Raw genomic sequence first — 24,785 nt, forward strand, 5'->3', positions numbered from 1 at the left:
GTGTTGGGTGTTTTGTGGTTTTTTTCTCTTTCACGCCCCCCCCCCCCGCCGGGGCCCCCCCCCCCCCCGCGCGCGGGGGGGGGGGGGGGCCCGCGCCCCCCCCCCCCCCCCCCCCGGGCCGGGCGTCAGCGGCCGGCGGGGACCTCGGTGGGCACGTCGAACCAGGAGCCGGAGAGCTCCTCCACCTGGCTGTCGTCGAGAGCGCCCTGGAAGATCCAGACGTCGTCGATCGCGCCGGGGAAGTACTCGGCACCGGTGCCGGCGACCTTGGTGCGGCCGATCTGCAGCGACTTGCCGGCCTTGGCGGTCAGCACGTTCTCGCCCCAGGCGAACAGGTCCTGGCAGGAGGAGTCGTCCGGCGCGCCGTCACCGTCGGTGTCGTCGCACGGGACCTCCTGGAGGACGCCGTTCACGTACAGCCGGGCCTGCTTGGCGAAGCCGTCGTAGACCAGGGCCAGATGGTTCCAGTCCTTCACGCTGCTGAACTCGGTGTTGGACGGCCGGGCCGTGGTGGCGTCCGTGCCGTCCTTGTTCGGCAGGGCGATCTCCCAGCTGCCGAGGCCCTCGGCGTCCGTGGCGTCGGGCACGAAGCGCACGGCGAAGGGGCTCTGGCTCGTGCCCTCGGCGCTGACCACCGCCGCGTTCTGGGTGGGCGTCGAGGCCGCCTGGGCCCAGGCGGTGACGGTGAAGCTGGCGCCGGTGTCGACGGGGACCGTCGGCGCGGTGGCGTAACCGGCCGTGCCGTCCAGTTCCAGGCCGCCCTCCATGAACCCGGCGCCGATCTTCGCTCCGCCCTGCAGGGACAGGGCCGAGGCCCGGCCCGCGTCGTCCGGCGACGAGGCGTTGGCCGCCGCGTCCAGCTTCCAGCGCGCGTTCAGCAGGGGGCGCTGCTTGAACAGCTGCTGCACCTCGCCGGCGGACACCGGCCGGTCGAACAGCCGTACGTCGTCGATCTGGCCGGCGAAGAACGAGGTGGGCGAACCCTCGAACGAGCTGGCGCCGATCTGCAGCCCGCCCCCGGCGTACCAGGTCGACGGCAGGGCGGTGGTGCCCGCCAGGGTGCCGTTGACGTACAGCGAGAGCGTGTCGGCCACGGTGTCCTGGACACCGACCAGGTGCGTCCACTCACCGCCGTAGGCGGTGGTGCCCTCGGGCTGCATGGCCCGCACCACCGTGGAGTCGGCGGTGTCGGCGCTGTGCTGGTTGAACACCCAACGGTCGTAGGAGCTGGAGTAGTACAGCTCCGGTCCCGTCACCTTGGTCCCGGTCTGTGAGGCGATGCTCGCGGCGTGGGTCGGCTTGGTCTTCGGCAGCTTGGCCCAGGCGGAGACGGCGAAGCTGCGCTGGGTGTCCAGCAGCGGCCGGCCGGTGCTCGCGTGGTCGTCGGTGCCGTCGAAGGTGAGCGCCTTGCCCGCGACTCCCGCGGCACCGGGGGTCAGACCGCCGGCGTAGGAGGCGTCCGGGACCTCCGCCCGGCCGGTGATCCGGGTGGCGTCGGCGGGTTCGTCCATCGGGAACACCGCCCGCGCCGGGCGGCCGGCGATCAGCGACTCCTTGCCGTACAGACGGGTCACCTCGCCGCTGGAGAGCGGCTTGTCGAAGAGCTGCACCTCGTCGATCGCGCCGGGGAAGAAGGAGCCGGGCTGTCCGCTGTACGAGCCCGCGCCGATCTGCAGGCCGCGTCGCGCGTCCCACGGCGCGTCGTAGGCCGCGGTGCCCGCGAGGGTCCCGTTGACGTACAGGCTGAGCTGGTCGCTGCCGGTGCTCAGGGTGCCCACCAGGTGCGTCCACTCACCGGCCTTGGCGCCGCCCGCGGCGGACTGCATGGCCCGGACGATGCCCGCGCCCGCGGCGTCGGACTTGTACTGGTTGAACACCCAGCGGTCGTAGGAGCTGGAGTAGTACAGCTCGAAGCCCGGGGCGTGGTTGCCGGGCTGTGCCGCGATGATGGCCGCGTGGTCCGGCAGCGTGGAGAGTTTCGCCCACGCGGAGACGGAGAAACCGGCCGAGGTGTCCACGGTGGGGATGTCGGTGACGGCGTAGTCGTCCACTCCGTCGAACGACACGGCGGTGCCCTTGGCGCCCTCCACGTGCGGGGTGGCGCCGCCGCGCAGTTCGGCGGTGCGCTCCGGGGCCGCGCCCTTGGCGGCGCTCGCGCCGGCGGGCTCGTCGAGCTGCCAGGCGGCGCGCTCCGGCTGGCCGGCCTTGACGCGGAACTGGTAGGTGCGGATCTCGCTGCCGTTGCCCGCCGCGTCGAACGCCCGGGCCGTGATGAAGTTCAGGCCCGGCTTGGCCGGCAGGACCTGCGCGGCCTTGACGGCGCCCCCCGACGTGGTGACGGTGTTCTTCGAGGTGGGGTCGCCGTTGACGCCGAACCAGTACTTGGTCACGTCCGTGTCGGCGGCCTTGATGTCGAACGAGCCGTACTTGCCCACGCCGTCGAACCACGGGTCGTCCGGGTTCTCCGGGTCGGAGGCCGGGTACTCGTCGGAGGTGACGGAGGGGGCCTTCGGGACCTTGGTGTCGTAGGTGAAGTAGCAGGCCGTCGGATCGCCCGCGTGGGACCAGGGCGAGTACTGCGCGCCGTCGTAACTGCGCACGTACCAGCTGACCTGCTTGCTGTCCGGTATCGAGGAGGGCAGGGTGATCGAGAAGTCGGAGCCGGACTTCTTGTAACCCGTGCGGGCCGGCTTCCAGCGCGGGACCACGCCCTTGCCGTCGCCGGTGTCCCAGGAGGCCTCGAACTGCAGGGCGATGTTGTCGCCGTCCGGGTCGGTGACGTTGTTGGCGTAGATCTTGCCCAGGGTGCGCACCCGCGGCGCGTCGGAGGGCCTCTTGCAGGTGCCGCCGTACTCCATGGTCAGCTGCGACATCTTGACCTGCGCCGGCGGGCGGTTGTACTTCACCCGCAGGTACCCCTTGTCGGAGAACCGCTTCCAGCCGTAGCCGTCGGTCTCACTGGCGGCCTGCATGCCGAAGGTCATGGTCGCCGACTTGGCGTTGGCCGCCGACTGCACGGCCGCCTTCACGTCGAACTCGGCGTCCTTGGCCGCGCAGCCCTCGTAGCCGTAGGCGAAGGAGTCCGTCTTCAGCTTGTCGATCCAGAAGCCGCTCGCCGTCTGGGAGTTCCAGGTGGTCGACGAGGAGATGTCCTTCGTCCGCCACAGCTCCACGCTGCGCGCGCTGCAGGACGCCGACCACACGTTCCGTACGACGAACTCGGCCTGCAGGATGGTCTTGCCCGCGAACCTCGACACCGGGACTCGGTAGAAGAGCCGCTTGGTGTCGTTCGGCTGGCAGTAGGACCAGTTGCAGTAGCCGAGGCCGGCGTTGTTCTCGCCGTTGAACTTCCACTGGGGCGACGAGGCCCAGTACTTCGACACCATCGTCCACGCGGAGGCGCGCGGCGAGTACCACTGGGGGTCGATGAAGACCGGGTACGTGGTGTCCCTGCCCTTCAGGACGTTCATGTCCGGGGTGAGGACGAGTTCCTTGCCGCCGGACGGGAGGTCGACGCCGACCGGGGCGAGCTTGGCGGACTCACCGGGCGCGGGCTCACCGGCCTCGGGGCCGGTGGCGCGGGGCTCGTCGGCCTTGGGCTGGTCGGCCTGGGACTGGTCGGCCTGGGACTGATCGGCCTGGGACTGATCGGCCTGGGACTGATCGGTCTTGGCCTGGTCGGCCGATGTGGCGGCCGCCAGGGACCTCTGCTTCGCCGAGGCGGTCTGCTTCGGTGCGGCCGTCTGCTTCGGCGCCGTGGTCGCGGCGGCGTCGCCGCCCTTGCCGGAGTCCCACATCACGGGCTTGGGCGCCTCGAAGACCGGGCTTCCGGCGCCCTGGTCGACGGCCTCCAGGCCGCCCTCCGCGGTCTCGCGGACGTCCATGCCGTCCGCGGACAGCTTCAGCCGCAGCTTGGCCAGGTCCGCACTGGCCGCCGCCTCGGCGGACTTGACGACCAGCAGCTGGGTGAAGCCGTCCTCCTGGGCGCCCATCCGCAGATCGACGTCCGGAAGCACGTTCCGGTAGGTCGCCGTGGCGCCGTCGAGGACCGGGGCGGGCAGCTCGTCCGGCCAGGACAGGGCCAGTTCACGGCCCGCCTTCGTCATCCGCACCAGCGGCGCGTCGCCGCCGGCGGAGAACTCCAGTCCGACGGTGGTCACCTCCGGGGCGACCGTACCCTGCGAGGTCTTCACCAGATCGGTGTCGACCGTCTTCCACTCTCCGTCCACCCGGGCCCGCACGGGGCGCAGATATTCACGCGCCTCCAGGTTCCCGTCGGGCGTGGCGTAGACGTCGCTGCTCTCGTTCCGCAGAGCTCCGACCTCGACGCTCCTGCCGGTGCTCTTCGCCTCGGCCAGCGCCTGCTCGGTGGTCGCCGCCGCGCCCGGACCGGCCGTGTCCCCTGTTGTCGTGCCCGCGCCGGCCGGTGCCGTGGGGGAGGCCGCGACCGCGGCGGTCGCAGGCATCACCCCCATCGCGGTCACCAGCGCCAGCGTCCAGGCCGTCGTTCTTCCACGTCTCCGCGTGTACACGCGCCCCCGCATTCACACTCCGCAACACAGCTCATGGCGAACCATGAGAAAAAAATGAGAAAGATGGTCAAGAACGGAGGCTATGTAAGAGGGAGATGAAGATCTACTCTCACTATTCGGACAACCATGACGAGGCACCCTTTGCGTATGTGACACCTGCCACGGTTGCGGCGAAACATGTGAAGATTTTGCGCAGACGGTGGACCGGGCCCCCGCCCAGCCGATCAATGCCTCCCACGGCTTGCTGCGCACCGACCTGCGGCAGGACCCTGATAGGGCGGCCACTGCCCGCCCTGCGACCGGAGTGAGGAGCTACCCGTTGTTCTATTACGTGCTCAAGTACGTCTTGCTGGGCCCCTTGTTGAAGCTGGCCTTCCGCCCGCGCATCGAGGGACTGGAGCACGTACCGGAGTCGGGGGCTGCGATCGTCGCCGGCAACCATCTGTCGTTCTCGGACCACTTCCTGATGCCGGCGGTCCTCAAGCGGCGCATCACCTTCCTCGCCAAGGCCGAGTACTTCACGGGGCCCGGCCTCAAGGGCAGACTCACGGCCACCTTCTTCCGCAGCGCGGGGCAGATCCCGGTGGACCGCTCGGGCAAGGAGGCGGGCCAGGCGGCGATCCGCGAGGGCCTCGGCGTCCTGAGCAAGGACGAGTTGCTGGGCATCTACCCGGAGGGCACCCGCTCGCACGACGGCCGCCTCTACAAGGGCAAGGTGGGCGTCGCGGTGATGGCCCTGAAGGCCGGGGTCCCGGTGATCCCCTGCGCGATGATCGGCACCTTCGAGGCCCAGCCGCCCGGCAAGATAGTCCCCAACCTCCACCCGGTGGTCATTCGCTTCGGCAAGCCCCTGGACTTCTCTCGCTACGCCGGGATGGAGAACGAGAAGGCGATCCTGCGCGCGATCACCGACGAGATCATGTACGCGATCCTGACGCTCTCCGAGCAGGAGTACGTCGACCAGTACGCGGCGGTCGTGAAGGCTGAGGAGACCGCGGCGAAGGCCGAGAAGCAGCGCAGGTTCCCGAAGATGCCGCTGAGCTGACGCGGGGTCGACATGACGAAGGGCGGCCGGAGTCGTTCCGGCCGCCCTTCACCTTCGTACCGCTCGTTACGGCTTCGGCGTGGCGTGCGGGGTGCAGGTCACGTCCTTGCCGTCCAGCTTGCCGGTGAGGAGGTAGGCGTCCACCCGGGTGTTGATGCAGGAGTTGGCGAGGCTCGTCACACCGTGGGAGCCGGCGTCCTTCTCGGTGATCAGACGGGAGCCCTTGAACCGCTTGTGCAGTTCGACGGCGCCCTCGTACGGGGTGGCCGCGTCACGCTCGGACTGCACGATCAGCACGCCCGGCAGGCCCTGGTGGGTCTTGACGTCCACCGGGGTCTGCTGCTTGACCGGCCAGAAGGCGCACGGCAGGTTCATCCAGGCGTTGGCCCAGGTCAGGAACGGGTAGTCCTTGTTGAGCCGCGTGTTGTCGCGGTTCCACTTGCTCCAGCTGGTGGGCCACTTGGCGTCGGTGCACTCGACGGCCGTGTAGACGGCGTTGCCGTTCTCCGAGGTGATGTTGCCGGCCGTGTCGGTGAGGTCCGGGGCGGCCGCGTCCACGAGCGCCTGGGTGTCACCGGCGAAGTACTTGCTGAAGACGGTGGCGACCGGGATCCACGACGAGTCGTAGTACGGGGCGCCCTGGAAGAAGGAGATCAGCTCGGCGGGGCCGACGACGCCGCCGATGGGGTTCTTCTTGGCGGTGGCGCGCAGCTCCAGCCACTTCGCCTGGACGGCGGCGCGGGTGGTGCCGAGGTGGAAGGTGGCGTCGTTGGCGGCGACCCAGTCCTGCCAGTCCTTCCAACGGCCCTCGAAGGCGACGTCCTGGTCGAGGTTGGCCTCGTACCAGATCTTCTCCCGGGACGGGTTGACCACGCTGTCCACGACCATCCGGCGGACGTGGCCCGGGAAGAGGGTGCCGTAGACGGCACCGATGTAGGTGCCGTAGGAGACGCCCAGGTAGTTGAGCTTCTTCTCACCGAGGGCGGCGCGGATGACGTCCAGGTCGCGCACGGTGTTCGGCGTGGTCATGTACGGCAGCATCTCGCCGCTGCGCTCGTAGCAGCCGTCCGCGTACTCGCGGGCGAGCTTGATCTGGGCGAGCTTGTCGGCCTCGTTGTCCGGGACCGGGTCGGCCTTGGGCGCCTTGACGAACTCCTGCGGGTCGGCGCAGGAGATGGGCGCGGAGTGGCCGACACCGCGCGGGTCGAAGCCCACGAAGTCGTAGGCCTTGGCCGCGTTCGCCCAGATGGCGTTCTTGGTGGTGACCCGGCGCGGGAAGCGCATCCCGGAGCCGCCGGGGCCACCCGGGTTGTAGACGAGCGCGCCCTGGCGCTCCTCCTTCGTGCCGGTGTTGCCGATGCGGTCCACGGCGATCTTGATCTGCTTGCCGTCGGGCCGTGCGTAGTCCAGCGGCACGGTGACCCAGCCGCACTGGATCGGCTTCTCCAGGCCCCAGTCGGCCGGACAGTCCTGCCAGTCGATACCGGCCTTGGCGGCGCGCTCCGCGGCGATCGCCGCGCCCCGCTGCTCCCTGTCCTGCCCCGAACGGCCGCTGGTCGCGCTCGCGGTCGGCGCCGCGACGGCACCGGCCAGCAGCGTGGCGGCGACGAGCGCTCCGGCCGAACCGAGCGCAGCGGTCCTTGTGTTCGGACGTATGTCCCTCAAGTGGGCTTCTCCCCTACCTTGTTTGGCGGTACGGCGAAACGGCGGTAGGGGGATCCTCTCGGCTGTGAGGTGCCTGAGAACAGGTGTGGTTGACCTTCTTTGCCAATCCGATAACCGGAGAGGAACGTACCGCTCACCGGATGTCGAACAGCTCCAGGGCCTCGTCCAGCACCCGCCGCAGCCTCAGCCCGTCCTGCGCGACGGCGGTCACCAGGGCGGCGGGCCCCGCGAGCGGTACGACGGAGGCGTGCTCGCCGAGCAGTTGGGCGTCCATCGGCTTGTCCTCGAACTCCGGCCGCACCACGAGGAGTTGTCCGACGGCCCGATGTCCCGCGAGCACGGCGGGCCCGTCCCAGCCGCCGGGCGCCCCCGGCCCGCAGCCCAGCTCCTGGTCGAGGACGACCCGGCCCGCGACCCGGAGGACGAGCCGGCTGCCGAGCCGCCCCGGCTCCTCCCCGACCCGGCCGAGGACCTGCTCCTCGCGCAGCACGAGCCGGGCGCCGGCGGCGAGGTCGGCACGGGTGCCGACGCGCAGGTCGCTCCCGCGCGCGGAGATCAACGGCTCGGGCAGCCAGCGCAGTTCGGCGCCCTCGGCGACCCTGAGCCGTACGTCGTAGTACGCGGCGTCCTTGATCTGCCCCGGCAGGGCGATCGTGGCGGCGGCGGAGCCGACGTGCAGCCGCGCTCCGCTCTCGACCTCCGCCTCGACGGCGAAGCGGTCCCCGCCGAGGGGCCCGCTCATCGCCCCCACGAGCATGACGCGGGCCTCGTCGCCGCTGCCGCGGGTGCGGCGCAGTGCGAGGGGTCCGTCGCTCTCCAGGACGGGCAGGGAGGTTCCGCCGCGCCCGTCCTCCGTCGCCCGGATCCTGGCGACGGCGTGCACACCGCTCATGTCACGCCGTCCAGCCGGCGAGCTGCGCGCGCACCCAGGCGGCGACGTCCGCGACGCCCGTCTCGCTCCGCAACGACTGGAACACGACCGGCAGTTCGGCGCGCTGCGCCTTGGCGTCGGCGGCCATCCGGGCGAGGTCGGACCCGACGTACGGGGCGAGGTCGGTCTTGTTGACGACGAGCAGGTCGGCGGTGGTGACGCCCGGGCCGCCCTTCCTCGGAATGTCGTCGCCACCCGCGACGTCGATGACGAAGATCTGCGCGTCGACGAGTCCCTTGGAGAAGGTGGCGGTGAGGTTGTCCCCACCGGACTCCACGAGGACGAGGTCGAGCGGTCCTACGGCGTCCTCCAGGTCCTCCACGGCTTCCAGGTTCGCGGAGATGTCGTCCCGGATCGCGGTGTGCGGGCAGGCCCCGGTCTCCACGGCCGTGATCCGCTCGGGCGGCAACACGGCCTCCCGCAAGAGGAACTCGGCGTCCTCGCGGGTGTAGATGTCGTTGGTCACGACGGCGAGCGACAACTCGTCACGCAGCGCCCGGCAGAGCGCGGCGACGGTGGCGGTCTTGCCCGAGCCGACGGGTCCGCCGAGCCCGATCCGCAGCGCCCGCCGCGAGCCGTCGACGCGATGAGCGTCGGCACTGATCGCGGCGGAACCGTCGTGGGAGTGGTCGAAGTGCATCAGGCGGCTCCTTCTCGGGGTGTTTCAGCAGGTCATGGGAGTCAGGAGGCGAACAGGCGGACCGGCCATGCGGCATGTGCCTCCGCCCCGATCTCCAGCAGCGGCGCCGACGCCGCCGGCAGGGCGTCGGCGCCGGTGGTCCGTACGGCGGTGCCCGCTGTCGCCGCCCGGTCGACGACCAGGTCCAGCTCCGGCGCCAGCCGGGCCAGTACCGCCGTGGCCTCGAAGGGGTCGAGGCTGAGCAGCCGCACCACGGCCGTCGCCGGGCCGCTCACGCTCTCGTACGCCGCGCAGTACGCCGCGTCCTCGGCGCCGAGACCCGCCGCGCGCGCCGTCAGCCCGAGCACCACCGGCTGATGGGCGCCCTTGGGGAACTCCCGGGCCAGGGCGTCCAGTTCGGCACTCGGCCAGGTGGCCCGTGCGGCCCGCATCAGCTGGCGCCCCAGCTTGCGCGCGACCAGCCGCAGCGCCGGGGACGGGGTGCGGGCGTCCGCCGCGGCGTCCAGCTCGGCCGGGTCCGCCCCGGCGGCGGCAGCGGCGGCGAGCGCCGCGGCCACCAGTCCGGCCGTGTGCAGCCGGCCCCGGCAGAAGGCCTCCAGGGTCGCCGCGCCGGTGATCCGCCCCGCCTTGACCGCCTCCTCCGCGCCGCCGGAGTGCGCGTGCCCTCCGGCGGGGAAGCGCCCGTCGGCGAGGACCAGCAGTGCCGCCCTGCCCATCACATCCCGCCCATCAGAACAGGAAGTAGCGCTGGGCCATGGGCAGCTCGGCGGCCGGAGTCGCCTCGACCAGTTCGCCGTCGATGTGCACGGCGAAGCTGTCGGGGTCGACCTGGACGCGCGGCCGGGCGTCGTTCTCCCGCATGTCCGCCTTGGTCAGGCCCCGGGTGGACTCGATGGCGACGAACCTCTTGCCCAGCTGCAGCCGCTCCGGCAGCCCGTCCTCGATCGCGAGCGGTGCGACGAAGTTGAACGAGTTCGAAGCCGGCGCCCGCCCGATCGCGCCGTACATCGGCCGCGGAAGGATCGGCTGCGGGGTCGGGATCGAGGCGTTCGCATCACCCATCTGGGCGTAGGCGATCTGACCCCCCTTGATGACGAGGTGCGGTTTGACACCGAAGAAGGCGGGCTCCCACAGGACGAGGTCGGCGAGCTTGCCCGTCTCGACGGAACCGATCTCGTGGGCCAGCCCCTGCGCCACCGCCGGGTTGATCGTGTACTTGGCGACATAGCGCCGTACCCGACGGTTGTCCGCGCGGCCGTCCCCGGGCAGGGCGCCCCGCCGCCGCTTCATGACGTGCGCGGTCTGCCAGGTCCGCAGGATCACCTCGCCGACCCGGCCCATGGCCTGCGCGTCGGAGGAGATGATCGAGATGGCGCCGAGGTCGTGCAGTATGTCCTCCGCGCCGATGGTGGACGGCCGGATCCGGGACTCCGCGAAGGCCAGGTCCTCCGGAACCGCCGGGTTGAGGTGGTGGCACACCATCAGCATGTCGAGGTGTTCCTCGGCGGTGTTCACCGTGTACGGACGGGTCGGGTTCGTGGAGCTCGGCAGGACGTACGGCTCGGAGACCACCGTCATGATGTCCGGCGCGTGCCCGCCGCCCGCACCCTCGGTGTGGTAGGCGTGGATGCCCCGTCCGGCGATCGCGGCGAGCGTGTCGCCGACGAAGCCGGCCTCGTTCAGGGTGTCCGTGTGGATGGCGACCTGGATGCCCGTACGGTCCGCGACGGTCAGGGACGCGTCGATGACGGCCGGGGTGGAACCCCAGTCCTCGTGCAGCTTCAGGCCCAGTGCCCCGCCCCGGATCTGGGAGAGCATCGCCTCGTGCGAGACGGTGTTGCCCTTGCCGAGGAAGCCGATGTTCAGCGGGTACTGCTCCATCGCCTCCAGCATGCGGGCGAGGTGCCAGGGGCCGGGTGTCACCGTGGTGGCCTTGGAGCCCTCGGCGGGACCGGTGCCGCCGCCGACCAGGGTGGTGACCCCGGCGGACAGTGCCTCGTCGGCGATCTGCGGGCAGATGAAGTGGACGTGCGCGTCGACCGCGCCGGCGGTCAGGATCCGTCCGTTGCCCGCGATGACCTCGGTCTCCGGGCCGAGGACCAGGTCCGGGTGGACGCCGTCCATGGTGTCGGGGTTGCCGGCCTTGCCGATCGCGGTGATGCGCCCGTCGCGGATACCGACGTCCGCCTTGACGATCCCCCAGTGGTCGACGACGACGGCACCGGTGATGACGGTGTCCGGCGTGCCGTCTGCGCGCGTAGCACGCGCCTGGCCCATGGACTCCCGGATGACCTTGCCGCCGCCGAAGACGGCCTCGTCACCGGCGAGCCCGGGGCCGCCGGAACGGTCCTCCTCGATCTCGATCAGCAGATCGGTGTCCGCCAGCCGGATCCGGTCCCCGGTGGTCGGGCCGAACAGGTCGGCGTAGGCGGCACGAGAGATCTCAGGCATCGAGGGCACCTCCGGTCTCCCCGCGCAGCCCCGGCACGATCCGGGCGCCCGTGAGCGGGACGAGTTCGACGTCGACGGGGATTCCGGGCTCGAAGCGCACGGCGGTGCCGGCGGCGACGTTCAGCCGCTTGCCGCGCGCCGCGGCGCGGTCGAACTCCAGACCGGGGTTGGCCTCGGCGAAGTGGTAGTGGGAACCGACCTGGACGGGCCGGTCGGCGGCGTTGAGGACGGTGAGCCGGGTGACCTCGCGTCCCTCGTTGTAGACGATCGGGTCCTCGGCGAACAGGATCTCTCCGGGAATCATCGCGGCCTCCCCCGTCAGACGATCGGGTCGTGGACGGTGACGAGCTTGGTGCCGTCGGGGAAGGTGGCCTCGACCTGGACGTCGTGGATCATCTCGGGGATGCCCTCCATGACGTCGTCCCGGGTGAGCAGCTTGCGGCCGGACGCCATGAGCTCGGCGACCGTACGTCCGTCCCGCGCACCCTCGAGGATGTGCGAGGTGATGAGGGCCACGGCCTCGGGATGGTTCAGCTTCAGCCCTCGGGCCCGGCGTTTCTCGGCGACGTCGGCCGCGACATGGATCAGCAGCCTCTCCTGCTCGTGCGGGGTCAGTTGCACGTCCCACCTCACATCCTCGCTCCGGACCGTGCGGGGCCCGGTTGCCGCAGCCACGAGGAAAAGCCCTGGTGGCGTGGAGGGGCAGGCTAGTTGGACCTGATTTCAAGCAAGTTAACCAACCCGTGATCCATCAGGCTTCCGGCTGCGGCTGCGGCATGCTCATCAACGCGCGTAGGCCGTCCCTCAGCACCTCGACCGGCGCGGGCCCGAACAGGGACTGCTGGGTGATGAAGCCGACCGCGGCCGCGATCATCGTGCGCGCGACATGGTCCGGGGGTACGTCCTTCCGCATCATCCCCGCCTCCTGGTAGGCCTCGACGATCCGCCCCCATGCCGCGCGCACCGAGCAGTACCCCTCCCGCAGGACGACCGCGAGTTCGTCGTTGCGCAGGGTCTCCGTCCAGACCTGGACGACGAGGCGCGGGAAGGCGGGCTCCCCGTCGACGGTCAGGGACTCGCGGGAGCCGAGGGTGCGTCCGAGGACCGAGGCGACCAGGACGTCGGGGGCCGGCGGCGGGTCGAGCTCGGCCGCCTCCTCGAAGGCCGTACGGACCTGGCCGAGCGTCTCGGAGACGATCGCGGCGATGAGTTCGTCCTTGCCGCGGAAGTAGCGGTACACCGCGCCGGCCGAGAGGTCGACCTCCTTCAGGACGTCGTGCATGGAGGTGGCGTGGAAACCGTTGCGGGCGAAGCAGACCGCTGCGCCGTCGAGGATCTGCCGGCGGCGGGCGTCGAGGTGGGCCTGGGATACGCGTGCCATGGCCGCAAAAGTAAAACGAACATTCCTTCTTGACAAGCGGCCGACATGCCCGCACGGTGAGAGGCGCAAGTAAAACGAACGATCCTTCTTTTTTATCCGACCCGCCCCTGGGGGAACCCATGTCCGCCACCCGGCGCCTGATCGCCGTCGTCCTGCTCGTCCCCACCCTCACCGCCGTCGCCCTGTGGGCCTTCGCCTGGCCCGCCGCCCGCACCGCGCCCCGCGACCTGCCGCTCGGCGTGGCGGGCCCGGCCGCCGCGACGGCACAGGTGGAGAAGCAGCTCGCCCAGCACGAGGGCGCCTTCGAGATCCACCGCTACGCCGACGAGGCCGCCGCCCGCGACGCCATCGAGGACCGGACCGTATACGGCGCCGTGGTCGTCACCGCCCAGGGCCCCGAACTGCTGACCGCCTCGGCCGCGAGCCCGGTCGTCGCCCAGCTCCTCCAGCAGGCGGTGGCGCAGCAGGCGGCCGCCGAGGGCACCCAGGTGAAGACGGTGGACGTGGTCCCGGCCCCGTCGGCCGACCCGCGCGGCGCGGCCCTGAACGCGAGCGTGCTGCCGCTGGCGCTGGCCGGGATCATCGCGGGCGCCGTGGTGACCTTCCTGGGGCTGCGCGGGTGGCGTGCGGTGGCCGCGCTGCTCGGCGCCGCCGCCCTGGTCGGCGTGGTCGCGGCGGCGCTGGCGCACAGCTGGCTGGAGGTGCTCACCGGTGACTGGTGGGCGGAGGCCGGGGTGCTGGGGCTGTCGACGCTGGCGGTGAGCGCGGCCGTGGCCGGCTGCGCCGCGCTGGTCGGCACCGCGGGGGTCGGTGTCGTGGCCTTCGTGGTGATGTTCCTCGGCAACCCGTTCTCCGGGGCGGCCTCGGCCCCCCGGATGCTGCCCGAGCCGGCCGGGGCGATCGGTCAGTGGCTGCCGCCGGGCGCGGGCACGACCCTGCTGCGCTCGGTCTCCTTCTTCGACGGCGCGGCGGCGACCGGCCCCGCCCTCACCCTGCTGTGGTGGGCCGCCTTCGGTCTCGGGGCGGTACTGCTGGGCGCGCAGCTGAAGGCACGGTCGGCCCGGACCGAGCCGGCCCCCGAGGAGCGGGAACCCGCGCTCGTCGGCTGACCACGCCTTTCGCGAAGGCCGTGCACCCCGGTGGTGCGCGGCCTTCGCCGTGACTACGACGGGTTCGGGCCCCGGTGTTCGGCCGCGATGCCGCCCCGGTGTTCCGCCGCGATCCCGAACCGGTGCGGTTCGCGCGGAGCGGAACGGACCTCGCGCACGGCGGAGACCGAGCTGATCACCTGCTCCTCCGCCGGCCGGTCCAGCTCGTCGAGTCGCTCCAGGTCGGCGGCGGAGACGAGGGCGACGAGGGGCTTGCCGTGCCGTGTCACCACGACGCGCTCGCCGCCGTACACCACCCGGTTGATCAGGTCGGCGAGTTCAGCCCTGGCTTGCGTCACCGGAATCTCGTAGGCCATACCCCCATTCTAACGGCACGTACATCCTGTACATTTTTTACAGATGAGCCAGCCGTCGAAGGAGGGGGTTGCCCATGACCCGGCCGTCCGCCCGTTATGTCCTGCCCGAGTTCACCGAGCGCACGAGCTTCGGGACGCGGACGATGGATCCGTACTCGAAGCTCCTGGAGGAACGGATCGTCTTCCTGGGCACGCCGATCGACGACACCTCGGCCAACGACGTGATGGCCCAGCTCATGTACCTGGAGCACAAGGACCCGGACCGGGACATCGCGCTCTACATCAACTCTCCCGGCGGCTCGTTCAGCGCGATGACCGCGCTCTACGACACGATCCGGTACGTCACCTGTGACGTGGAGACGACCTGCCTGGGCCAGGCCGGCTCGTCCGCGGCGGTGCTGCTGGCGGCGGGCGCCCCCGGCAAGCGGTTCGCGCTGCCGGGCGCCCGGATGGTGATCCAGCAGCCGGCGCTGCCCGAACCGGTCGAGGGGCAGGCCAGCGACCTGGCCATCCAGGCCGATGAGCTGGCCCGCACCCGGGACCTGCTGGAGGAGATGCTCGTACGGCACACCGGCCGCAGCCCCGGACAGGTGACCGCGGACATCGAGCGCGACCTGATCCTGACGGCGCCCGGGGCCGTGGAGTACGGCCTGATCGACGGGGTCGTCCCCAGCCGCCGGGACCTGTCCGGCGGACGCGGTGGGCGGTGAGCCGCCGATGCTGCCTCCCGAGCTGCCGCCGCTGCCCGCGCTCACCCGCGCCGAGGCCGAGCTGATCGACCGTTATCTGGACGTGGTGGACCTGCTCGGGCGGATCAACCCCGCGCATCACGGGGACACGTACCGCGGGCTGAGGGCCGCCCAGGCGCTGGTGGCGAGGGCGGCGGAGCTGCGCGACGCGCTGACGCTGATGCACCAGCGGGGCGAGAGCGAGCTGCACGCGCCGACCCTCGCGCGGGCGCTGCGCGTGCTGGACGGGGAGCGCCGTACGGCGCGCGTCACGGTGCCTCCGCTCTCCGACAGTTGACCCACGGTCGTCCGGCCCTGAGCGCCCGCGTCACGAACGCGACGTCCGGGCCGGAGTTGAAACGCACCAGACGGGTTACCCCCGTTCGGCGGAGCGGCGGCTCCTTTTGCGAGCGCGCGCATTGTGCCGAAGGCGCCGTTTCCCGGGGCGGCTCAAGGGGTAGCGGCGCAGGTCGGGGGGTCTTTGGCACCCTTGACTCCTGATCGCCCATCAGGGTGTCCACCCGAACGGGTGAGTGGTGAGTAACCCCACAAATCCCCGGTTGCGTTGGGATTTTTGGTCAACGGTGAGTCAAGATCCGTGTCTGACGACAAGTCCCCGCCACAAGCGGCGGGGCGGTCCGGGCGGACGCCGAGTCCTGCCGCTGCCCGGATTGACCGGTCGACAGAAGTGCATCGGCAGGAGTGGAGGACCCAAGCACGACGGGTCGCCGGAACGGTCACGCCATGACCGGGTCGAGCAGCCCTTGGGGTGAAGCCGCGCGAGCGGCCGGGCACCTTTGTCAGCCCGAATCCGACAGGTCATCCTTCACAGGCGGTTGACGAAGGGTTGCGCATGACTGCGCTCAATCGTGTCCCGTCGCTCATGGCCCGGGCCGGTACGGCCTCGGCCTTCGCCATCGCCGCCGTGGGCGGCTCGATCGTGATCCCCGGGGTCGCCTCCGACGCGGCGGCCGCCACCCCGGCGACGAAGGCACTTCAGGTCGCGGCCTCCAAGAAGGGCTCCCCGTACAAGTACGGGGCCACCGGACCGAAGAGGTTCGACTGCTCGGGTCTCACGCTGTACTCGTACAAGAAGGCGGGCAAGACCCTGCCGCGTACGGCGGCGCAGCAGTACAACAAGACCCGCCACATCTCGGCCTCCAACCGCAAGGCCGGCGACCTCGTGTTCTTCCACTCGGGGTCGTACGTGTACCACGTCGGGATCTACGCGGGTAAGGGCAAGATCTGGCACTCGCCGAAGACCGGTGACGTGGTGAAGCTGCAGAAGATCTGGACCAAGAGCGTCTGGTACGGCCGGGTCCGCTGACCCCCGTTGTCCTCCCGGGCGGTGACGGCGTCCCTGACGCGTCGTCACCGGCCCGGGAGCTCTCCCGCCGGTGGGGTGGTCAGGGCCCCGGCCACCGGCTCCGCCGGGACGGTCCACGGCAGCTCGACCGTGACCGTCTTGCCGCCCTCGCGCGTGGGGCGGACTCTGAGCTTGCCGCCGTACTCGGCGGTCAGCCAGCGAATGATCACCAGGCCTCGGCCGTTGTCCTGCTGGACGGCGGCCGGCAGTCGTTTGGGGAAGCGCGGGTGGCTGTCGGTGACGCCGATCAGCAGGCGTTCGTCACGGTCGAGGACCAGGGACACCGTGAAGGTGGGTGACTGCCCGAAGGTGTGCTGTACGGCGTTGGTGGCGAGTTCGGAAACGATCAGCCGGATGGTGTCGGCCGCCTCGCTGTCCGCCGGCAGACCCCATTCGACGAGGGTGCCGGCCACGAAGCCGCGGGCCGTGGAGACCGAGGCGGGATCGCTCGGCAGAGTGACGGATGCTTCCAGATGGTCTGCCATGGCGACCTCGTCCCTTTCCCACGGGACCGGAGTCCGACACGCTGCGGATGGTTCGAGTACGGTCCCGGACTGGTGCTTCTTCGCCAGACTGCCATTACCGCGCCGGTCACGGGTGGCGATCCACCAAGATATGCATATATCTGTCGCCCAATGCGGTGAACTCTGCCACGGCAGAGCGTTTTTGGACGGCCCCCGAGGAGTAAGGAGGAGCCCATGCAGCACGGTCCCGCGGTGCGCCGCCGGAAGCTGGGCGCCGAACTGCGCAGTCTGCGCGCCCGGGCGGGGCTCACCAGCGGTGAGGCGGCCCGGCTCGTCGGCTGGCACCAGTCCAAGGTGAGCCGCATCGAGACCGGCACCAGTGGTACGAAACCGGCCGATGTACGGTTACTTCTCGACGCCTACGGGGTGACCGACCCGCAACTGCGGGAGCTGATGCTGGCGTTGGCCGGCTCGGAGGAGAGCGGCGGCCGGGACCACTGGTGGCACGCCTACCGCGGGGTCCTGCCGGCCGCCTACCGGGACTTCATCAGCCTGGAGTCGCAGGCCGGAGCGATGCGCACGCTGGAGACGACCGTGGTCCCGGGACTGCTGCAGACGCCCGAGTACGCGCGCGCCGTGACCCGGGCGGCGGTGGAGGGCGCGGACGAGGACCAGCTGGACACGCTGGTGGAGGTGCGGATCGCCCGCCAGGACGTCCTGCGCAGGCAGCCGCCGCTGCGGCTGAGCGCGGTGCTGGACGAGGCGGTGCTGCGGCGGGAGGTGGGCGGCCCCGAGGTCATGGCCCGTCAGCTTCTTCGGCTGACGGAGGCGGCCCGGCTGCCCCAAGTGCGCTTGCAGGTCCTGCCGTTCGCGGCCGGCGCCCATATCGGAGTGACCGGCCCTTTCGTTATCTTCTCATTTTCGAGCGGTTCCGATCTGGACGTGGTTGTTCTCGACCACTTGACGAGTAGCCTCTATCTCGAACGGAAAGAAGACCTCGAGGCCTACACCGAGGCCTTCAACGCCCTTCGGGCCCATGCCCTTTCGCCCGAGGAAACACTGGAATACATCGCCGCGATAGCTGACGGCGCGTAGGGAGGCACCATGTCTGCACTGCCTCGGAACGTACCCCGCAGCACCGATCCCCACGCTCTCCCGGAGGTGCGGTGGCTGCGCAGCAGCTACAGCACGGGAGCGAACAACTGCGTGGAAACGGCCCGGCCGGCCTCCGGGCCCTGGGCCGGGCTGCTCGCCGTACGCGACTCCAAGGACCCGTCCGGGCCCGCCCTGCTCTTCTCCCCCGAGAGCTGGTCGGGATTCACGGCCGCGTTCCGCTGACCACGGCGTCGAACACCGTCGCCTGATCACCGTCATCCGCCATCAGGGGCGACCCACGGCCGTGTCACGCCGACTCATGGTCGTGTCTCCCCGATCACCCGTACAGCGCGTTCCAGCTCGGCCCCGGAGAGGTCCGCGCGGGCGGTCAGCCTGAGGCGCGAGATGCCGTCGGGCACGGAGGGAGGACGGAAGCAGCCCACGGCCAGCCCTGCCGACCGGCAGTCCGCCGCCCATCGCACGGCCCCCTCCGGGGACGGCGCACGCACGGAGACGACCGCGGCGTCCGGACGTACCGCTTCCAGGCCCTCGGCCGTCAGCCGGGAGTGCAGCTCGGCCGCCACCGCACGCGCGCGCGCCGCCCGCTGCGGCTCCCTGCGCAGCAGCCTCAGCGCGGCCAGTGCCGCGCCCGCCGCCGCCGGGGCCAGTCCGGTGTCGAAGATGAACGTCCGGGCCGCGTTGACCAGATGGTCGATCACGCGCGCGGGACCCAGCACGGCCCCGCCCTGGCTGCCGAGCGACTTCGACAGCGTCACCGTGACGACGACGTCCTCGGCGCCCGCGAGACCCGCCGCGTACGGGGCACCGCGCCCGCCGTCGCCGAGCACACCCAGCCCATGGGCGTCGTCCACCACGAGCCCGGCGCCGTGCTCCCGGCAGGCGGCCGCGAGTCCGGCCAGCGGGGCGGCGTCGCCGTCGACCGAGAAGACCGTGTCGGAGACCGCCACGGCCGGGCCGTCGTGCGTGCCGAGGGCCTTGCGCACGGCGTCCAGGTCGGCGTGCGCGACGACCTGGGTGGTGCCCCGGGCCAGCCGGCAGCCGTCGATGAGCGAGGCGTGGTTGCCCGCGTCGGAGACGATCAGGGAGCCGTGCGGGGCCAGCGCGGTGACCGCGGCGAGGTTGGCGGCGTACCCCGAGGAGAAGACCAGGGCCGCCTCCACCCCGCAGAAGTCGGCGAGCTCGCGCTCGAGCTCGGTGTGCAGTTCGGTGGTGCCGGTGACCAGCCGCGAGCCGGTCGCGCCGCCGCCCCAGGTCCGCGCGGCCGCCGCGGCGCCCTCCGTGATCTCCGGGTGCCGGGACAGGCCCAGGTAGTCGTTGCTCGCGAGATCGAGCAGCGGAGAGTCGGACGGGCGGGGGCGCAGCGTCCGTACGAGTCCGGCCCGGCGGCGCAGTTCCGCCTGTTCGTCGATCCAGCCGAACGCCATGGGTCCTCCGGTGCTTTTGTAGGTAGCGGACAGACACTAGCGGCAGCAATCGCTACCCACGGTGTGGCAATACCCACACGTCGAACCGGGTGTGTTGTGTGATCCCTACCTTGGCCCGAGGCGGGTCGGTAGGACAGGATCGGCTCTCATGGACCTGCTGAACACGCTGGTGGACAAGGGGCTTCGGCGCGAGCTGCCGACCCGCGAGGAAGCGCTGGCCGTCCTCGCCACTTCCGACGACGACGTGCTGGACGTGGTGGCCGCGGCCGGGAAGGTGCGCCGGCACTGGTTCGGCCGACGGGTGAAACTCAACTACCTCGTCAACCTCAAGTCGGGGCTGTGCCCCGAGGACTGCTCGTACTGCTCGCAGCGGCTCGGCTCCACCGCCGGGATCCTGAAGTACACCTGGCTCAAGCCCGACGAGGCGTCCGAGGCGGCCGCGGCCGGGCTCGCGGGCGGGGCCAAGCGGGTGTGTCTGGTGGCGTCCGGACGCGGTCCGACGGACCGTGACGTGGACCGGGTCTCCGAGACCATCAAGGCCATCAAGGACCAGAACGAGGGCGTCGAGGTGTGCGCCTGTCTGGGCCTGCTCTCCGACGGCCAGGCCGAACGGCTGCGCGAGGCGGGCGCGGACGCCTACAACCACAACCTCAACACGTCCGAGTCGACGTACGGGGACATCACGACCACCCACACGTACGCCGACCGGGTGGACACCGTCACCAAGGCGCACGCGGCGGGCCTGTCGGCCTGCTCGGGCCTGATCGCCGGCATGGGCGAGAGCGACGAGGACCTGGTCGACGTGGTCTACTCGCTGCGCGCGCTGGACCCGGACTCGGTGCCGGTCAACTTCCTCATCCCGGTCGAGGGCACGCCGCTGGCCAAGGAGTGGAACCTCACCCCGCAGCGCTGTCTGCGGATCCTGGCGATGGTCCGGTTCGTCTGCCCGGACGTCGAGGTGCGCATCGCCGGCGGCCGCGAGGTCCATCTGCGCACGATGCAGCCGCTCGCGCTGCACCTGGCCAACTCGATCTTCCTCGGCGACTACCTGACGACCGAGGGCCAGGCCGGCAAGGCCGACCTGGAGATGATCGCGGACGCGGGCTTCGAGGTGGAGGGCGCGGGCGAGGTCACGCTGCCGGAGCACCGGGTGGCCGTGGGCGGGGGCGGCTGCGGCTCGCACGCCGAGGCCGGCTGCGGTTCGGGCTGCGGGTCCCACGCCGAGGACGCCGGGGGCTGCGGGTCCCACGAGGGGGGCGGTGTGTGCGGTTCCGTCGCCACGGCGACCGCCGCCGAGCCCCGTACGGACCTGGTCGCCGTACGCCGCCGCGGCGCCGGCACCGACCTCGCGCCCAATGCCTGAGCTGCCCTCCCTGAGCGTGCCCGAGCTGCTGGAGCTGGACCGGCGGCACGTCTGGCATCCGTACGGTCCGATGCCCGGCCGCGTCGACCCGCTCGTCGTGGAGTCGGCGAGCGGGGTCAGGCTGCGCCTGGCCGACGGCTCGGGCGAGCTGGTCGACGGCATGTCGTCCTGGTGGTCGGCGATCCACGGCTACAACCATCCGGTGCTGAACGAGGCCGCGCGCGAGCAGCTCGGGCGGATGAGCCATGTGATGTTCGGCGGGCTCACGCACGAGCCCGCCGTGCGGCTGGCGAAGCTCCTTGTCGACATGTCGCCCGAGGGCCTCGATCACGTCTTCCTCGCCGACTCCGGTTCGGTGTCGGTCGAGGTCGCGGTGAAGATGTGTCTGCAGTACTGGCGCTCGCTGGGCCGTCCCGGCAAGCAGCGGCTGCTGACCTGGCGCGGTGGCTATCACGGCGACACCTGGCAGCCGATGTCCGTGTGCGACCCCGAGGGCGGGATGCACGAGCTGTGGAGCGGGGTGCTGCCCCGTCAGGTCTTCGTGGACCCGCCTCCGGTCGACTACGAGGAGGCGTACGCGGAGCAATTGCGCGCGGCGATCGAGCGGCACGCGGACGAACTGGCCGCGGTGATCGTGGAGCCGGTGGTGCAGGGCGCGGGCGGCATGCGCTTCCACTCCCCCGCCTATCTGCGGGTGCTGCGCGAGGCGTGCGACGCGCACGACGTGCTGCTGGTGTTCGACGAGATCGCGACCGGGTTCGGGCGCACGGGCGCGCTGTTCGCGGCGGGGCACGCGGCGGTGACGCCGGACGTGATGTGTGTGGGCAAGGCGCTGACCGGCGGTTACCTGACGATGGCCGCGACCCTGTGCACCGCCCGGGTGGCCGACGGCATCTCGCGCGGCGAAGTGCCGGTCCTCGCCCACGGACCGACGTTCATGGGCAACCCCCTCGCCGCCGCCGTGGCCTGTGCCTCGATCGGGCTGCTGCTCGGTCAGGACTGGCTCGCGGAGGTCAAGCGGATCGAGGCGGGACTGCGGGACGGGCTTGCGGCGGCGACGGAGATTCCCGGGGTGCGGGACGTCCGCGTCCTCGGCGCGATCGGCGTCGTACAGCTCGATCACGCGGTGGACATGAAGGCCGCCACGGCGGCGGCCGTCCGGGAGGGCGTCTGGCTGCGGCCGTTCCGCGACCTGGTCTACACGATGCCGCCGTACGTCACGGGCGACGCGGACGTGGCACGGATCGCGCGCGCGGTGTGCGCCGCGGCGCGGGAGGGATGAACATGCCGATCCTGGTGATCACGGGGACGGGTACGGAGGTCGGCAAGACCGTCACCACCGCGGCCGTCGCCGCCTCGGCGCTCGCGGCGGGCCGCTCGGTGGCCGTGCTGAAGGCCGCGCAGACCGGCGTACGGCCGGACGAGCGCGGGGACGCCGACGAGGTCGCGCGGCTCGCGGGCGCGGTGACGACGGCCGAGATCGCCCGCTATCCCGAACCGCTGGCCCCGGCGACGGCGGCCCGGCGGGCGGGCCTGCCGCCGGTGCGGCCGTACGACGTCGTGGAGGCCGCGCAGAAGCTGGCCGCCGCGCACGACCTGGTGCTCGTCGAGGGGGCCGGCGGGCTGCTCGTACGGTTCGACGAGGCGGGCGGGACGCTGGCCGACGCGGCCCAGGCGCTGCGGGCGCCGGTGCTGGTGGTGGCCTCGGCGGGCCTGGGCACGCTGAACACCACGGAACTCACGTCCCGTGAACTGCGCTCGCGTGGCGTGGAGTTGCTGGGCGTCGTGATCGGCGGCTGGCCCGACTCACCGGATCTGGCGATGCGCTGCAACGTCACGGACCTGCCGGACGTCGCCGGGGCCCCGCTGCTGGGGGCCCTGCCGATGGGGGTGGGTGCGCTCCCGCCCGCCGAGTTCCGTACGGCGGCGCCGGGTTGGCTGGCGCCGCGACTGGACGGAACGTGGGAGGCGGAGGCCTTCCGGGAGGGGGCGGCGTCCTAGTCGGCCTCCGCCAGCAGCCGTACCAGTTCGATGCGGGAGCGGATGCCGAGGCGGGTGAAGACGCCGCGCAGGTGGTGGTCGATGGTGCGGGGGCTGAGGGCGAGGCGGGCGGCGATCTCGCGGTTCGTGGCGCCCTCGGCGGCCATGCGGGCGACCATGAGCTGCTGGGCGGTCAGACGGGTGGTGGGGGTGTCGGTGCCGTGGGCCGGGGTGGCGGGGGCGCCCAGGGCGCGGAGTTCGGCGCGGGCCGCCTCGGCGCAGTGCGGGGCGCCGAAGGACTCGAAGGCCTCCCGGGCGCTGTGCAGCCGGTCGCGGGCCTCGGCGCGGTGGCGCAGCCTGCGCAGGGCGCTACCGAACAGCAGTTCGGTGCGGGCGCGTTCGAAGGCGCGGGTGCCGTCCGTGTGCAGGTCGAGGGCCGTGCGGTAGTGCTCGACGGCGTCGGCGCCGGGAGTGAGCAGGGCCCGGCAGCGGGCGCTGAGGGCGAGGTCGTCGGGGCTGCGGACGGCACGGGCCCAGCGGTCGTAGTCCGCGTGCGCGGCCCGGGCGATCCGGGTGTCGCCGGCCCGGACGGCGGCCTCGACGTAGTGCGGGGTGGCCAGGTGGCGGATGGCGCGGTGGCCGTGCCCGGGGCCGAAGGCGGCGAGGGCGCGCAGCCGGGCCGCGGCGGCGCCGAAGCGTCCGGCGCCCAGGTCGAGGAAGGCGAGCGCCCACTGGGCGAGGGCGGCGGGCAGGCCGAGGCCGTGCGCGAGGGCGTAGGAGCGGGCGGCGTCGGCGCGCTCGCGGCACAGGTCGCCGTCGCCGGTGAGCGCGGCGAACATCGCGAGGGCGGCCTGCAGATGGCAGGCGCCGTTGTCCTGTCCGGTGGCGTACGCCTGCCGTAGCGCGTCCAGGGCGGCCGTCTCGGCGGCGCGGGGGCGGCCGGTCCAGAAGTCGGCGTAGGCGCGGAACTCCATCGCCTGGGACACGGTCGCGGTGAGGCCGTGGGACCGGGCGGCGGCCGCTGCCCGGACGGTGGCGGTGGCGGCGCGGGTGTGGTCGCCGAGCATCAGGGCGGCGATGCCGGCGTGCAGCAGAAGGGTGGGGTCACCGCCCGGACCGCACCGCCCCGCGGTCGCCTCCAGCAGGTCACGGGCGTCCTCGTACCGCCCGTCGACGGCGGCGGCGATCCCCCCGAGCACTCCCGGCGCCGCGACCCCCGACCGCCGCGCCAGGACCATGGCTTCCCTACATCGACGCAGGTCGCCCGTGTAGACGGCGGCTTCGGTGGCACGGGCGAGGAGGTGCTCGACGAGCGGGAGGGACGGTGGGGTGGTGCGACTTTCCGTCGCTGTGTCCGTCGTACGTGCCGCCCCTGCCAGCAGGGCGTCGAACGCTTCCCCCGCCTGGCCGGTGCGCAGGGCGAGTACGCCGGTCAGGGCGTCGGCGTCGGTGTGGGCGGCGAGGGTGCGGGAGCGGTCGGAGTCGCCGGAGTTCCAGGCGTCGGCCGCCGCGCGGGCGAGGAGGCGGGACTGTTCGCGGGGGTCGGTGCCGAGTGCGGCGGCGCGTTCGGCGAGGGTGGCGGCCAGGGCGGGGTCGGCGGCGCGGCGGGCCCGGTCGGCCGCCGCCGTCAGCTCCGCCGCGAGCCGCCCGCTGGGGCCGAGCGCGGCCGCGCCCCGGTGCCAGGAGCGGCGGGGCAGTTCGGCGTCGTCGTGCAGGACGCGGGCCAGCAGCCGGTGGGCGTCACGCCGGTCGGCCGGTGCGGCCGTCTCGTACGCGGCGATCCGGGTCCAGGCGTCACGGAAGCCGACCCCGCCCGCCGTGGCGTACGCGATGCCGGCCGTCTCGGCGGTCTCCAGCGGCCGGGTGTCCAGTCGGGCCGCGGCGACGGCGCGCAGGAAGGCGTGGGTGGCCACCGGGTACTGGTCGGCGGCGGCGAGGAGCAGGAGCAGCCGGGTGTCGTCGGGCAGGGCGCGGATCTCCCGGCGGTAGCCGTGCAGGAGGCCGGGGGCGAGGTCGGTGGGGTCGGTCGGCAGCGGGTCGAGGCCGGCCGCCTGCCGGTCGGTGAGCCGCGCCGTGAGTTCGGCGGCGGCACGCTGGTCGCCGTATACGAGACGCAGCACCCGTACCCGGACGCCTTCCGGGAGGGAAAGGGCCGGGCGCTGCCACGCGTCCGGGAGCGGCGGTGGCGAAGTGCGGTCATGGCGTGGGGGGTTCACTCGAGTCACCACGCAACT

At 72.0% G+C, this 24,785-nt stretch carries 23 protein-coding genes and 1 riboswitch; of the genes, 10 read left to right on the plus strand and 13 right to left on the minus strand.

Annotation, left to right across the window (positions count from 1 at the left end):
• Positions 1 to 125: 125 nt before the first annotated feature.
• Positions 126 to 4,466 carry a LamG-like jellyroll fold domain-containing protein gene (locus ACIRF9_RS37340; RefSeq protein ID WP_403831675.1) on the minus strand — a complete coding sequence of 1,447 codons (4,341 nt, stop codon included), beginning with the start codon at positions 4,464 to 4,466 and terminating at the stop codon, positions 126 to 128.
• A 385-nt stretch (positions 4,467 to 4,851) separates the two neighbouring features.
• Between ACIRF9_RS37340 and ACIRF9_RS37345 the strand changes: the two genes are divergently transcribed.
• A complete protein-coding gene (locus ACIRF9_RS37345; protein ID WP_403831677.1) occupies positions 4,852 to 5,577 on the plus strand; it encodes a lysophospholipid acyltransferase family protein in 726 nt (241 codons plus the stop codon).
• Positions 5,578 to 5,643: 66 nt separating this feature from the next.
• Here the strand turns inward: ACIRF9_RS37345 and ACIRF9_RS37350 are convergent, their stop codons facing one another.
• The 8 genes from ACIRF9_RS37350 to ACIRF9_RS37385 all read right to left on the minus strand — a co-directional run bounded on the left by ACIRF9_RS37350 (position 5,644) and on the right by ACIRF9_RS37385 (position 12,645).
• Positions 5,644 to 7,242 (minus strand): alpha/beta hydrolase, encoded by a 1,599-nt coding sequence (locus ACIRF9_RS37350; protein WP_403831679.1) that lies wholly within the window; start codon positions 7,240 to 7,242, stop codon positions 5,644 to 5,646.
• 133 nt (positions 7,243 to 7,375) lie between these two features.
• On the minus strand, positions 7,376 to 8,134 hold the full coding sequence (locus ACIRF9_RS37355; protein WP_403831681.1) for an urease accessory protein UreD: 759 nt from the start codon (positions 8,132 to 8,134) through the stop codon (positions 7,376 to 7,378).
• Position 8,135: 1 nt separating this feature from the next.
• Positions 8,136 to 8,813, minus strand: a complete 678-nt coding sequence (gene ureG / locus ACIRF9_RS37360; RefSeq protein WP_403831684.1) for an urease accessory protein UreG — start codon at positions 8,811 to 8,813, stop codon at positions 8,136 to 8,138.
• A gap of 41 nt (positions 8,814 to 8,854) precedes the next feature.
• A complete protein-coding gene (locus ACIRF9_RS37365) occupies positions 8,855 to 9,529 on the minus strand; it encodes an urease accessory protein UreF (RefSeq protein ID WP_403831686.1) in 675 nt (224 codons plus the stop codon).
• A gap of 13 nt (positions 9,530 to 9,542) precedes the next feature.
• Positions 9,543 to 11,264 carry an urease subunit alpha gene (locus tag ACIRF9_RS37370; RefSeq protein WP_403831689.1) on the minus strand — a complete coding sequence of 574 codons (1,722 nt, stop codon included), beginning with the start codon at positions 11,262 to 11,264 and terminating at the stop codon, positions 9,543 to 9,545.
• The gene (locus tag ACIRF9_RS37375; RefSeq protein ID WP_403831691.1) at positions 11,257 to 11,568 is read right to left on the minus strand and encodes an urease subunit beta; all 312 of its coding nucleotides are present in this window, start codon (positions 11,566 to 11,568) and stop codon (positions 11,257 to 11,259) included. The genes ACIRF9_RS37370 and ACIRF9_RS37375 overlap by 8 nt, the downstream gene beginning before the upstream one ends.
• Positions 11,569 to 11,582: 14 nt before the next feature.
• A complete protein-coding gene (locus ACIRF9_RS37380) occupies positions 11,583 to 11,885 on the minus strand; it encodes an urease subunit gamma (protein WP_010355509.1) in 303 nt (100 codons plus the stop codon).
• 130 nt (positions 11,886 to 12,015) lie between these two features.
• Positions 12,016 to 12,645: a TetR/AcrR family transcriptional regulator gene (locus ACIRF9_RS37385; protein ID WP_403831693.1), complete on the minus strand. Its 630-nt coding sequence runs from the start codon at positions 12,643 to 12,645 to the stop codon at positions 12,016 to 12,018.
• A gap of 119 nt (positions 12,646 to 12,764) precedes the next feature.
• On the opposite strand from ACIRF9_RS37385, the gene ACIRF9_RS37390 reads away from it, so the two are divergent.
• On the plus strand, positions 12,765 to 13,754 hold the full coding sequence (locus ACIRF9_RS37390) for an ABC transporter permease (RefSeq protein WP_403831695.1): 990 nt from the start codon (positions 12,765 to 12,767) through the stop codon (positions 13,752 to 13,754).
• Positions 13,755 to 13,807: 53 nt separating this feature from the next.
• Here the strand turns inward: ACIRF9_RS37390 and ACIRF9_RS37395 are convergent, their stop codons facing one another.
• Complete coding sequence (locus ACIRF9_RS37395; protein WP_403831698.1) at positions 13,808 to 14,110, minus strand: type II toxin-antitoxin system Phd/YefM family antitoxin; 303 nt, start codon at positions 14,108 to 14,110, stop codon at positions 13,808 to 13,810.
• A gap of 74 nt (positions 14,111 to 14,184) precedes the next feature.
• Between ACIRF9_RS37395 and ACIRF9_RS37400 the strand changes: the two genes are divergently transcribed.
• From ACIRF9_RS37400 to ACIRF9_RS37410, 3 genes are all read left to right on the plus strand, one after another.
• Positions 14,185 to 14,820, plus strand: coding sequence for an ATP-dependent Clp protease proteolytic subunit (locus ACIRF9_RS37400; protein ID WP_403831701.1), 636 nt, complete (start codon positions 14,185 to 14,187; stop codon positions 14,818 to 14,820).
• Positions 14,821 to 14,827: 7 nt separating this feature from the next.
• Positions 14,828 to 15,136 carry a hypothetical protein gene (locus ACIRF9_RS37405; RefSeq protein ID WP_403831703.1) on the plus strand — a complete coding sequence of 103 codons (309 nt, stop codon included), beginning with the start codon at positions 14,828 to 14,830 and terminating at the stop codon, positions 15,134 to 15,136.
• Positions 15,137 to 15,485: 349 nt separating this feature from the next.
• A riboswitch (cyclic di-AMP (ydaO/yuaA leader) is annotated at positions 15,486 to 15,688 on the plus strand.
• Between the two features lie 3 nt (positions 15,689 to 15,691).
• Positions 15,692 to 16,165 carry a C40 family peptidase gene (locus tag ACIRF9_RS37410; protein WP_403831706.1) on the plus strand — a complete coding sequence of 158 codons (474 nt, stop codon included), beginning with the start codon at positions 15,692 to 15,694 and terminating at the stop codon, positions 16,163 to 16,165.
• A 44-nt stretch (positions 16,166 to 16,209) separates the two neighbouring features.
• Here the strand turns inward: ACIRF9_RS37410 and ACIRF9_RS37415 are convergent, their stop codons facing one another.
• The gene (locus ACIRF9_RS37415; RefSeq protein ID WP_403831709.1) at positions 16,210 to 16,689 is read right to left on the minus strand and encodes an ATP-binding protein; all 480 of its coding nucleotides are present in this window, start codon (positions 16,687 to 16,689) and stop codon (positions 16,210 to 16,212) included.
• Between the two features lie 213 nt (positions 16,690 to 16,902).
• Between ACIRF9_RS37415 and ACIRF9_RS37420 the strand changes: the two genes are divergently transcribed.
• Both ACIRF9_RS37420 and ACIRF9_RS37425 read left to right on the plus strand, forming a co-directional pair.
• The gene (locus tag ACIRF9_RS37420; protein ID WP_403831712.1) at positions 16,903 to 17,763 is read left to right on the plus strand and encodes a helix-turn-helix domain-containing protein; all 861 of its coding nucleotides are present in this window, start codon (positions 16,903 to 16,905) and stop codon (positions 17,761 to 17,763) included.
• A 9-nt stretch (positions 17,764 to 17,772) separates the two neighbouring features.
• Positions 17,773 to 18,006 carry a DUF397 domain-containing protein gene (locus ACIRF9_RS37425; RefSeq protein WP_403831715.1) on the plus strand — a complete coding sequence of 78 codons (234 nt, stop codon included), beginning with the start codon at positions 17,773 to 17,775 and terminating at the stop codon, positions 18,004 to 18,006.
• Positions 18,007 to 18,080: 74 nt separating this feature from the next.
• Here ACIRF9_RS37425 and ACIRF9_RS37430 read toward each other — a convergent pair whose 3' ends face one another.
• Positions 18,081 to 19,208 carry an 8-amino-7-oxononanoate synthase gene (locus ACIRF9_RS37430; RefSeq protein WP_403831718.1) on the minus strand — a complete coding sequence of 376 codons (1,128 nt, stop codon included), beginning with the start codon at positions 19,206 to 19,208 and terminating at the stop codon, positions 18,081 to 18,083.
• 148 nt (positions 19,209 to 19,356) lie between these two features.
• On the opposite strand from ACIRF9_RS37430, the gene bioB reads away from it, so the two are divergent.
• From bioB to bioD, 3 genes are read left to right on the plus strand one after another with little or no spacing between them, the layout of a single operon-like run.
• On the plus strand, positions 19,357 to 20,571 hold the full coding sequence (bioB, locus tag ACIRF9_RS37435; protein ID WP_403831720.1) for a biotin synthase BioB: 1,215 nt from the start codon (positions 19,357 to 19,359) through the stop codon (positions 20,569 to 20,571).
• A complete protein-coding gene (locus ACIRF9_RS37440; protein ID WP_403831722.1) occupies positions 20,564 to 21,853 on the plus strand; it encodes an adenosylmethionine--8-amino-7-oxononanoate transaminase in 1,290 nt (429 codons plus the stop codon). Before bioB ends, ACIRF9_RS37440 begins: the two co-directional genes overlap by 8 nt.
• Positions 21,854 to 21,855: 2 nt before the next feature.
• Positions 21,856 to 22,572, plus strand: coding sequence for a dethiobiotin synthase (gene bioD / locus ACIRF9_RS37445; RefSeq protein WP_403832049.1), 717 nt, complete (start codon positions 21,856 to 21,858; stop codon positions 22,570 to 22,572).
• Here the strand turns inward: bioD and ACIRF9_RS37450 are convergent.
• A complete protein-coding gene (locus ACIRF9_RS37450; RefSeq protein ID WP_403831725.1) occupies positions 22,569 to 24,779 on the minus strand; it encodes a LuxR C-terminal-related transcriptional regulator in 2,211 nt (736 codons plus the stop codon). The two genes, bioD and ACIRF9_RS37450, sit on opposite strands and share 4 nt — an antisense overlap.
• Between the last annotated feature and the right edge of the window lie 6 nt (positions 24,780 to 24,785).

The sequence above is a fragment of the Streptomyces sp. NPDC096132 genome, assembly GCF_044763345.1.
In the GTDB taxonomy this organism is placed as follows: domain Bacteria; phylum Actinomycetota; class Actinomycetes; order Streptomycetales; family Streptomycetaceae; genus Streptomyces.

What these genes read in the sequence shown, in the direction of transcription:
- ACIRF9_RS37340 (WP_403831675.1), bottom strand. Translation starts at nt 4,466, where the DNA reads ATGCCTGCGACCGCCGCGGTCGCGGCCTCCCCCACGGCACCGGCCGGC.
- ACIRF9_RS37355 (WP_403831681.1), bottom strand. Translation starts at nt 8,134, where the DNA reads ATGAGCGGTGTGCACGCCGTCGCCAGGATCCGGGCGACGGAGGACGGG.
- ureG (WP_403831684.1), bottom strand. Translation starts at nt 8,813, where the DNA reads ATGCACTTCGACCACTCCCACGACGGTTCCGCCGCGATCAGTGCCGAC.
- ACIRF9_RS37365 (WP_403831686.1), bottom strand. Translation starts at nt 9,529, where the DNA reads ATGGGCAGGGCGGCACTGCTGGTCCTCGCCGACGGGCGCTTCCCCGCC.
- ACIRF9_RS37370 (WP_403831689.1), bottom strand. Translation starts at nt 11,264, where the DNA reads ATGCCTGAGATCTCTCGTGCCGCCTACGCCGACCTGTTCGGCCCGACC.
- ACIRF9_RS37375 (WP_403831691.1), bottom strand. Translation starts at nt 11,568, where the DNA reads ATGATTCCCGGAGAGATCCTGTTCGCCGAGGACCCGATCGTCTACAAC.
- ACIRF9_RS37385 (WP_403831693.1), bottom strand. Translation starts at nt 12,645, where the DNA reads ATGGCACGCGTATCCCAGGCCCACCTCGACGCCCGCCGCCGGCAGATC.
- ACIRF9_RS37390 (WP_403831695.1), top strand. Translation starts at nt 12,765, where the DNA reads ATGTCCGCCACCCGGCGCCTGATCGCCGTCGTCCTGCTCGTCCCCACC.
- ACIRF9_RS37395 (WP_403831698.1), bottom strand. Translation starts at nt 14,110, where the DNA reads ATGGCCTACGAGATTCCGGTGACGCAAGCCAGGGCTGAACTCGCCGAC.
- ACIRF9_RS37400 (WP_403831701.1), top strand. Translation starts at nt 14,185, where the DNA reads ATGACCCGGCCGTCCGCCCGTTATGTCCTGCCCGAGTTCACCGAGCGC.
- ACIRF9_RS37405 (WP_403831703.1), top strand. Translation starts at nt 14,828, where the DNA reads ATGCTGCCTCCCGAGCTGCCGCCGCTGCCCGCGCTCACCCGCGCCGAG.
- ACIRF9_RS37410 (WP_403831706.1), top strand. Translation starts at nt 15,692, where the DNA reads ATGACTGCGCTCAATCGTGTCCCGTCGCTCATGGCCCGGGCCGGTACG.
- ACIRF9_RS37415 (WP_403831709.1), bottom strand. Translation starts at nt 16,689, where the DNA reads ATGGCAGACCATCTGGAAGCATCCGTCACTCTGCCGAGCGATCCCGCC.
- ACIRF9_RS37420 (WP_403831712.1), top strand. Translation starts at nt 16,903, where the DNA reads ATGCAGCACGGTCCCGCGGTGCGCCGCCGGAAGCTGGGCGCCGAACTG.
- ACIRF9_RS37425 (WP_403831715.1), top strand. Translation starts at nt 17,773, where the DNA reads ATGTCTGCACTGCCTCGGAACGTACCCCGCAGCACCGATCCCCACGCT.
- ACIRF9_RS37430 (WP_403831718.1), bottom strand. Translation starts at nt 19,208, where the DNA reads ATGGCGTTCGGCTGGATCGACGAACAGGCGGAACTGCGCCGCCGGGCC.
- bioB (WP_403831720.1), top strand. Translation starts at nt 19,357, where the DNA reads ATGGACCTGCTGAACACGCTGGTGGACAAGGGGCTTCGGCGCGAGCTG.
- ACIRF9_RS37440 (WP_403831722.1), top strand. Translation starts at nt 20,564, where the DNA reads ATGCCTGAGCTGCCCTCCCTGAGCGTGCCCGAGCTGCTGGAGCTGGAC.
- bioD (WP_403832049.1), top strand. Translation starts at nt 21,856, where the DNA reads ATGCCGATCCTGGTGATCACGGGGACGGGTACGGAGGTCGGCAAGACC.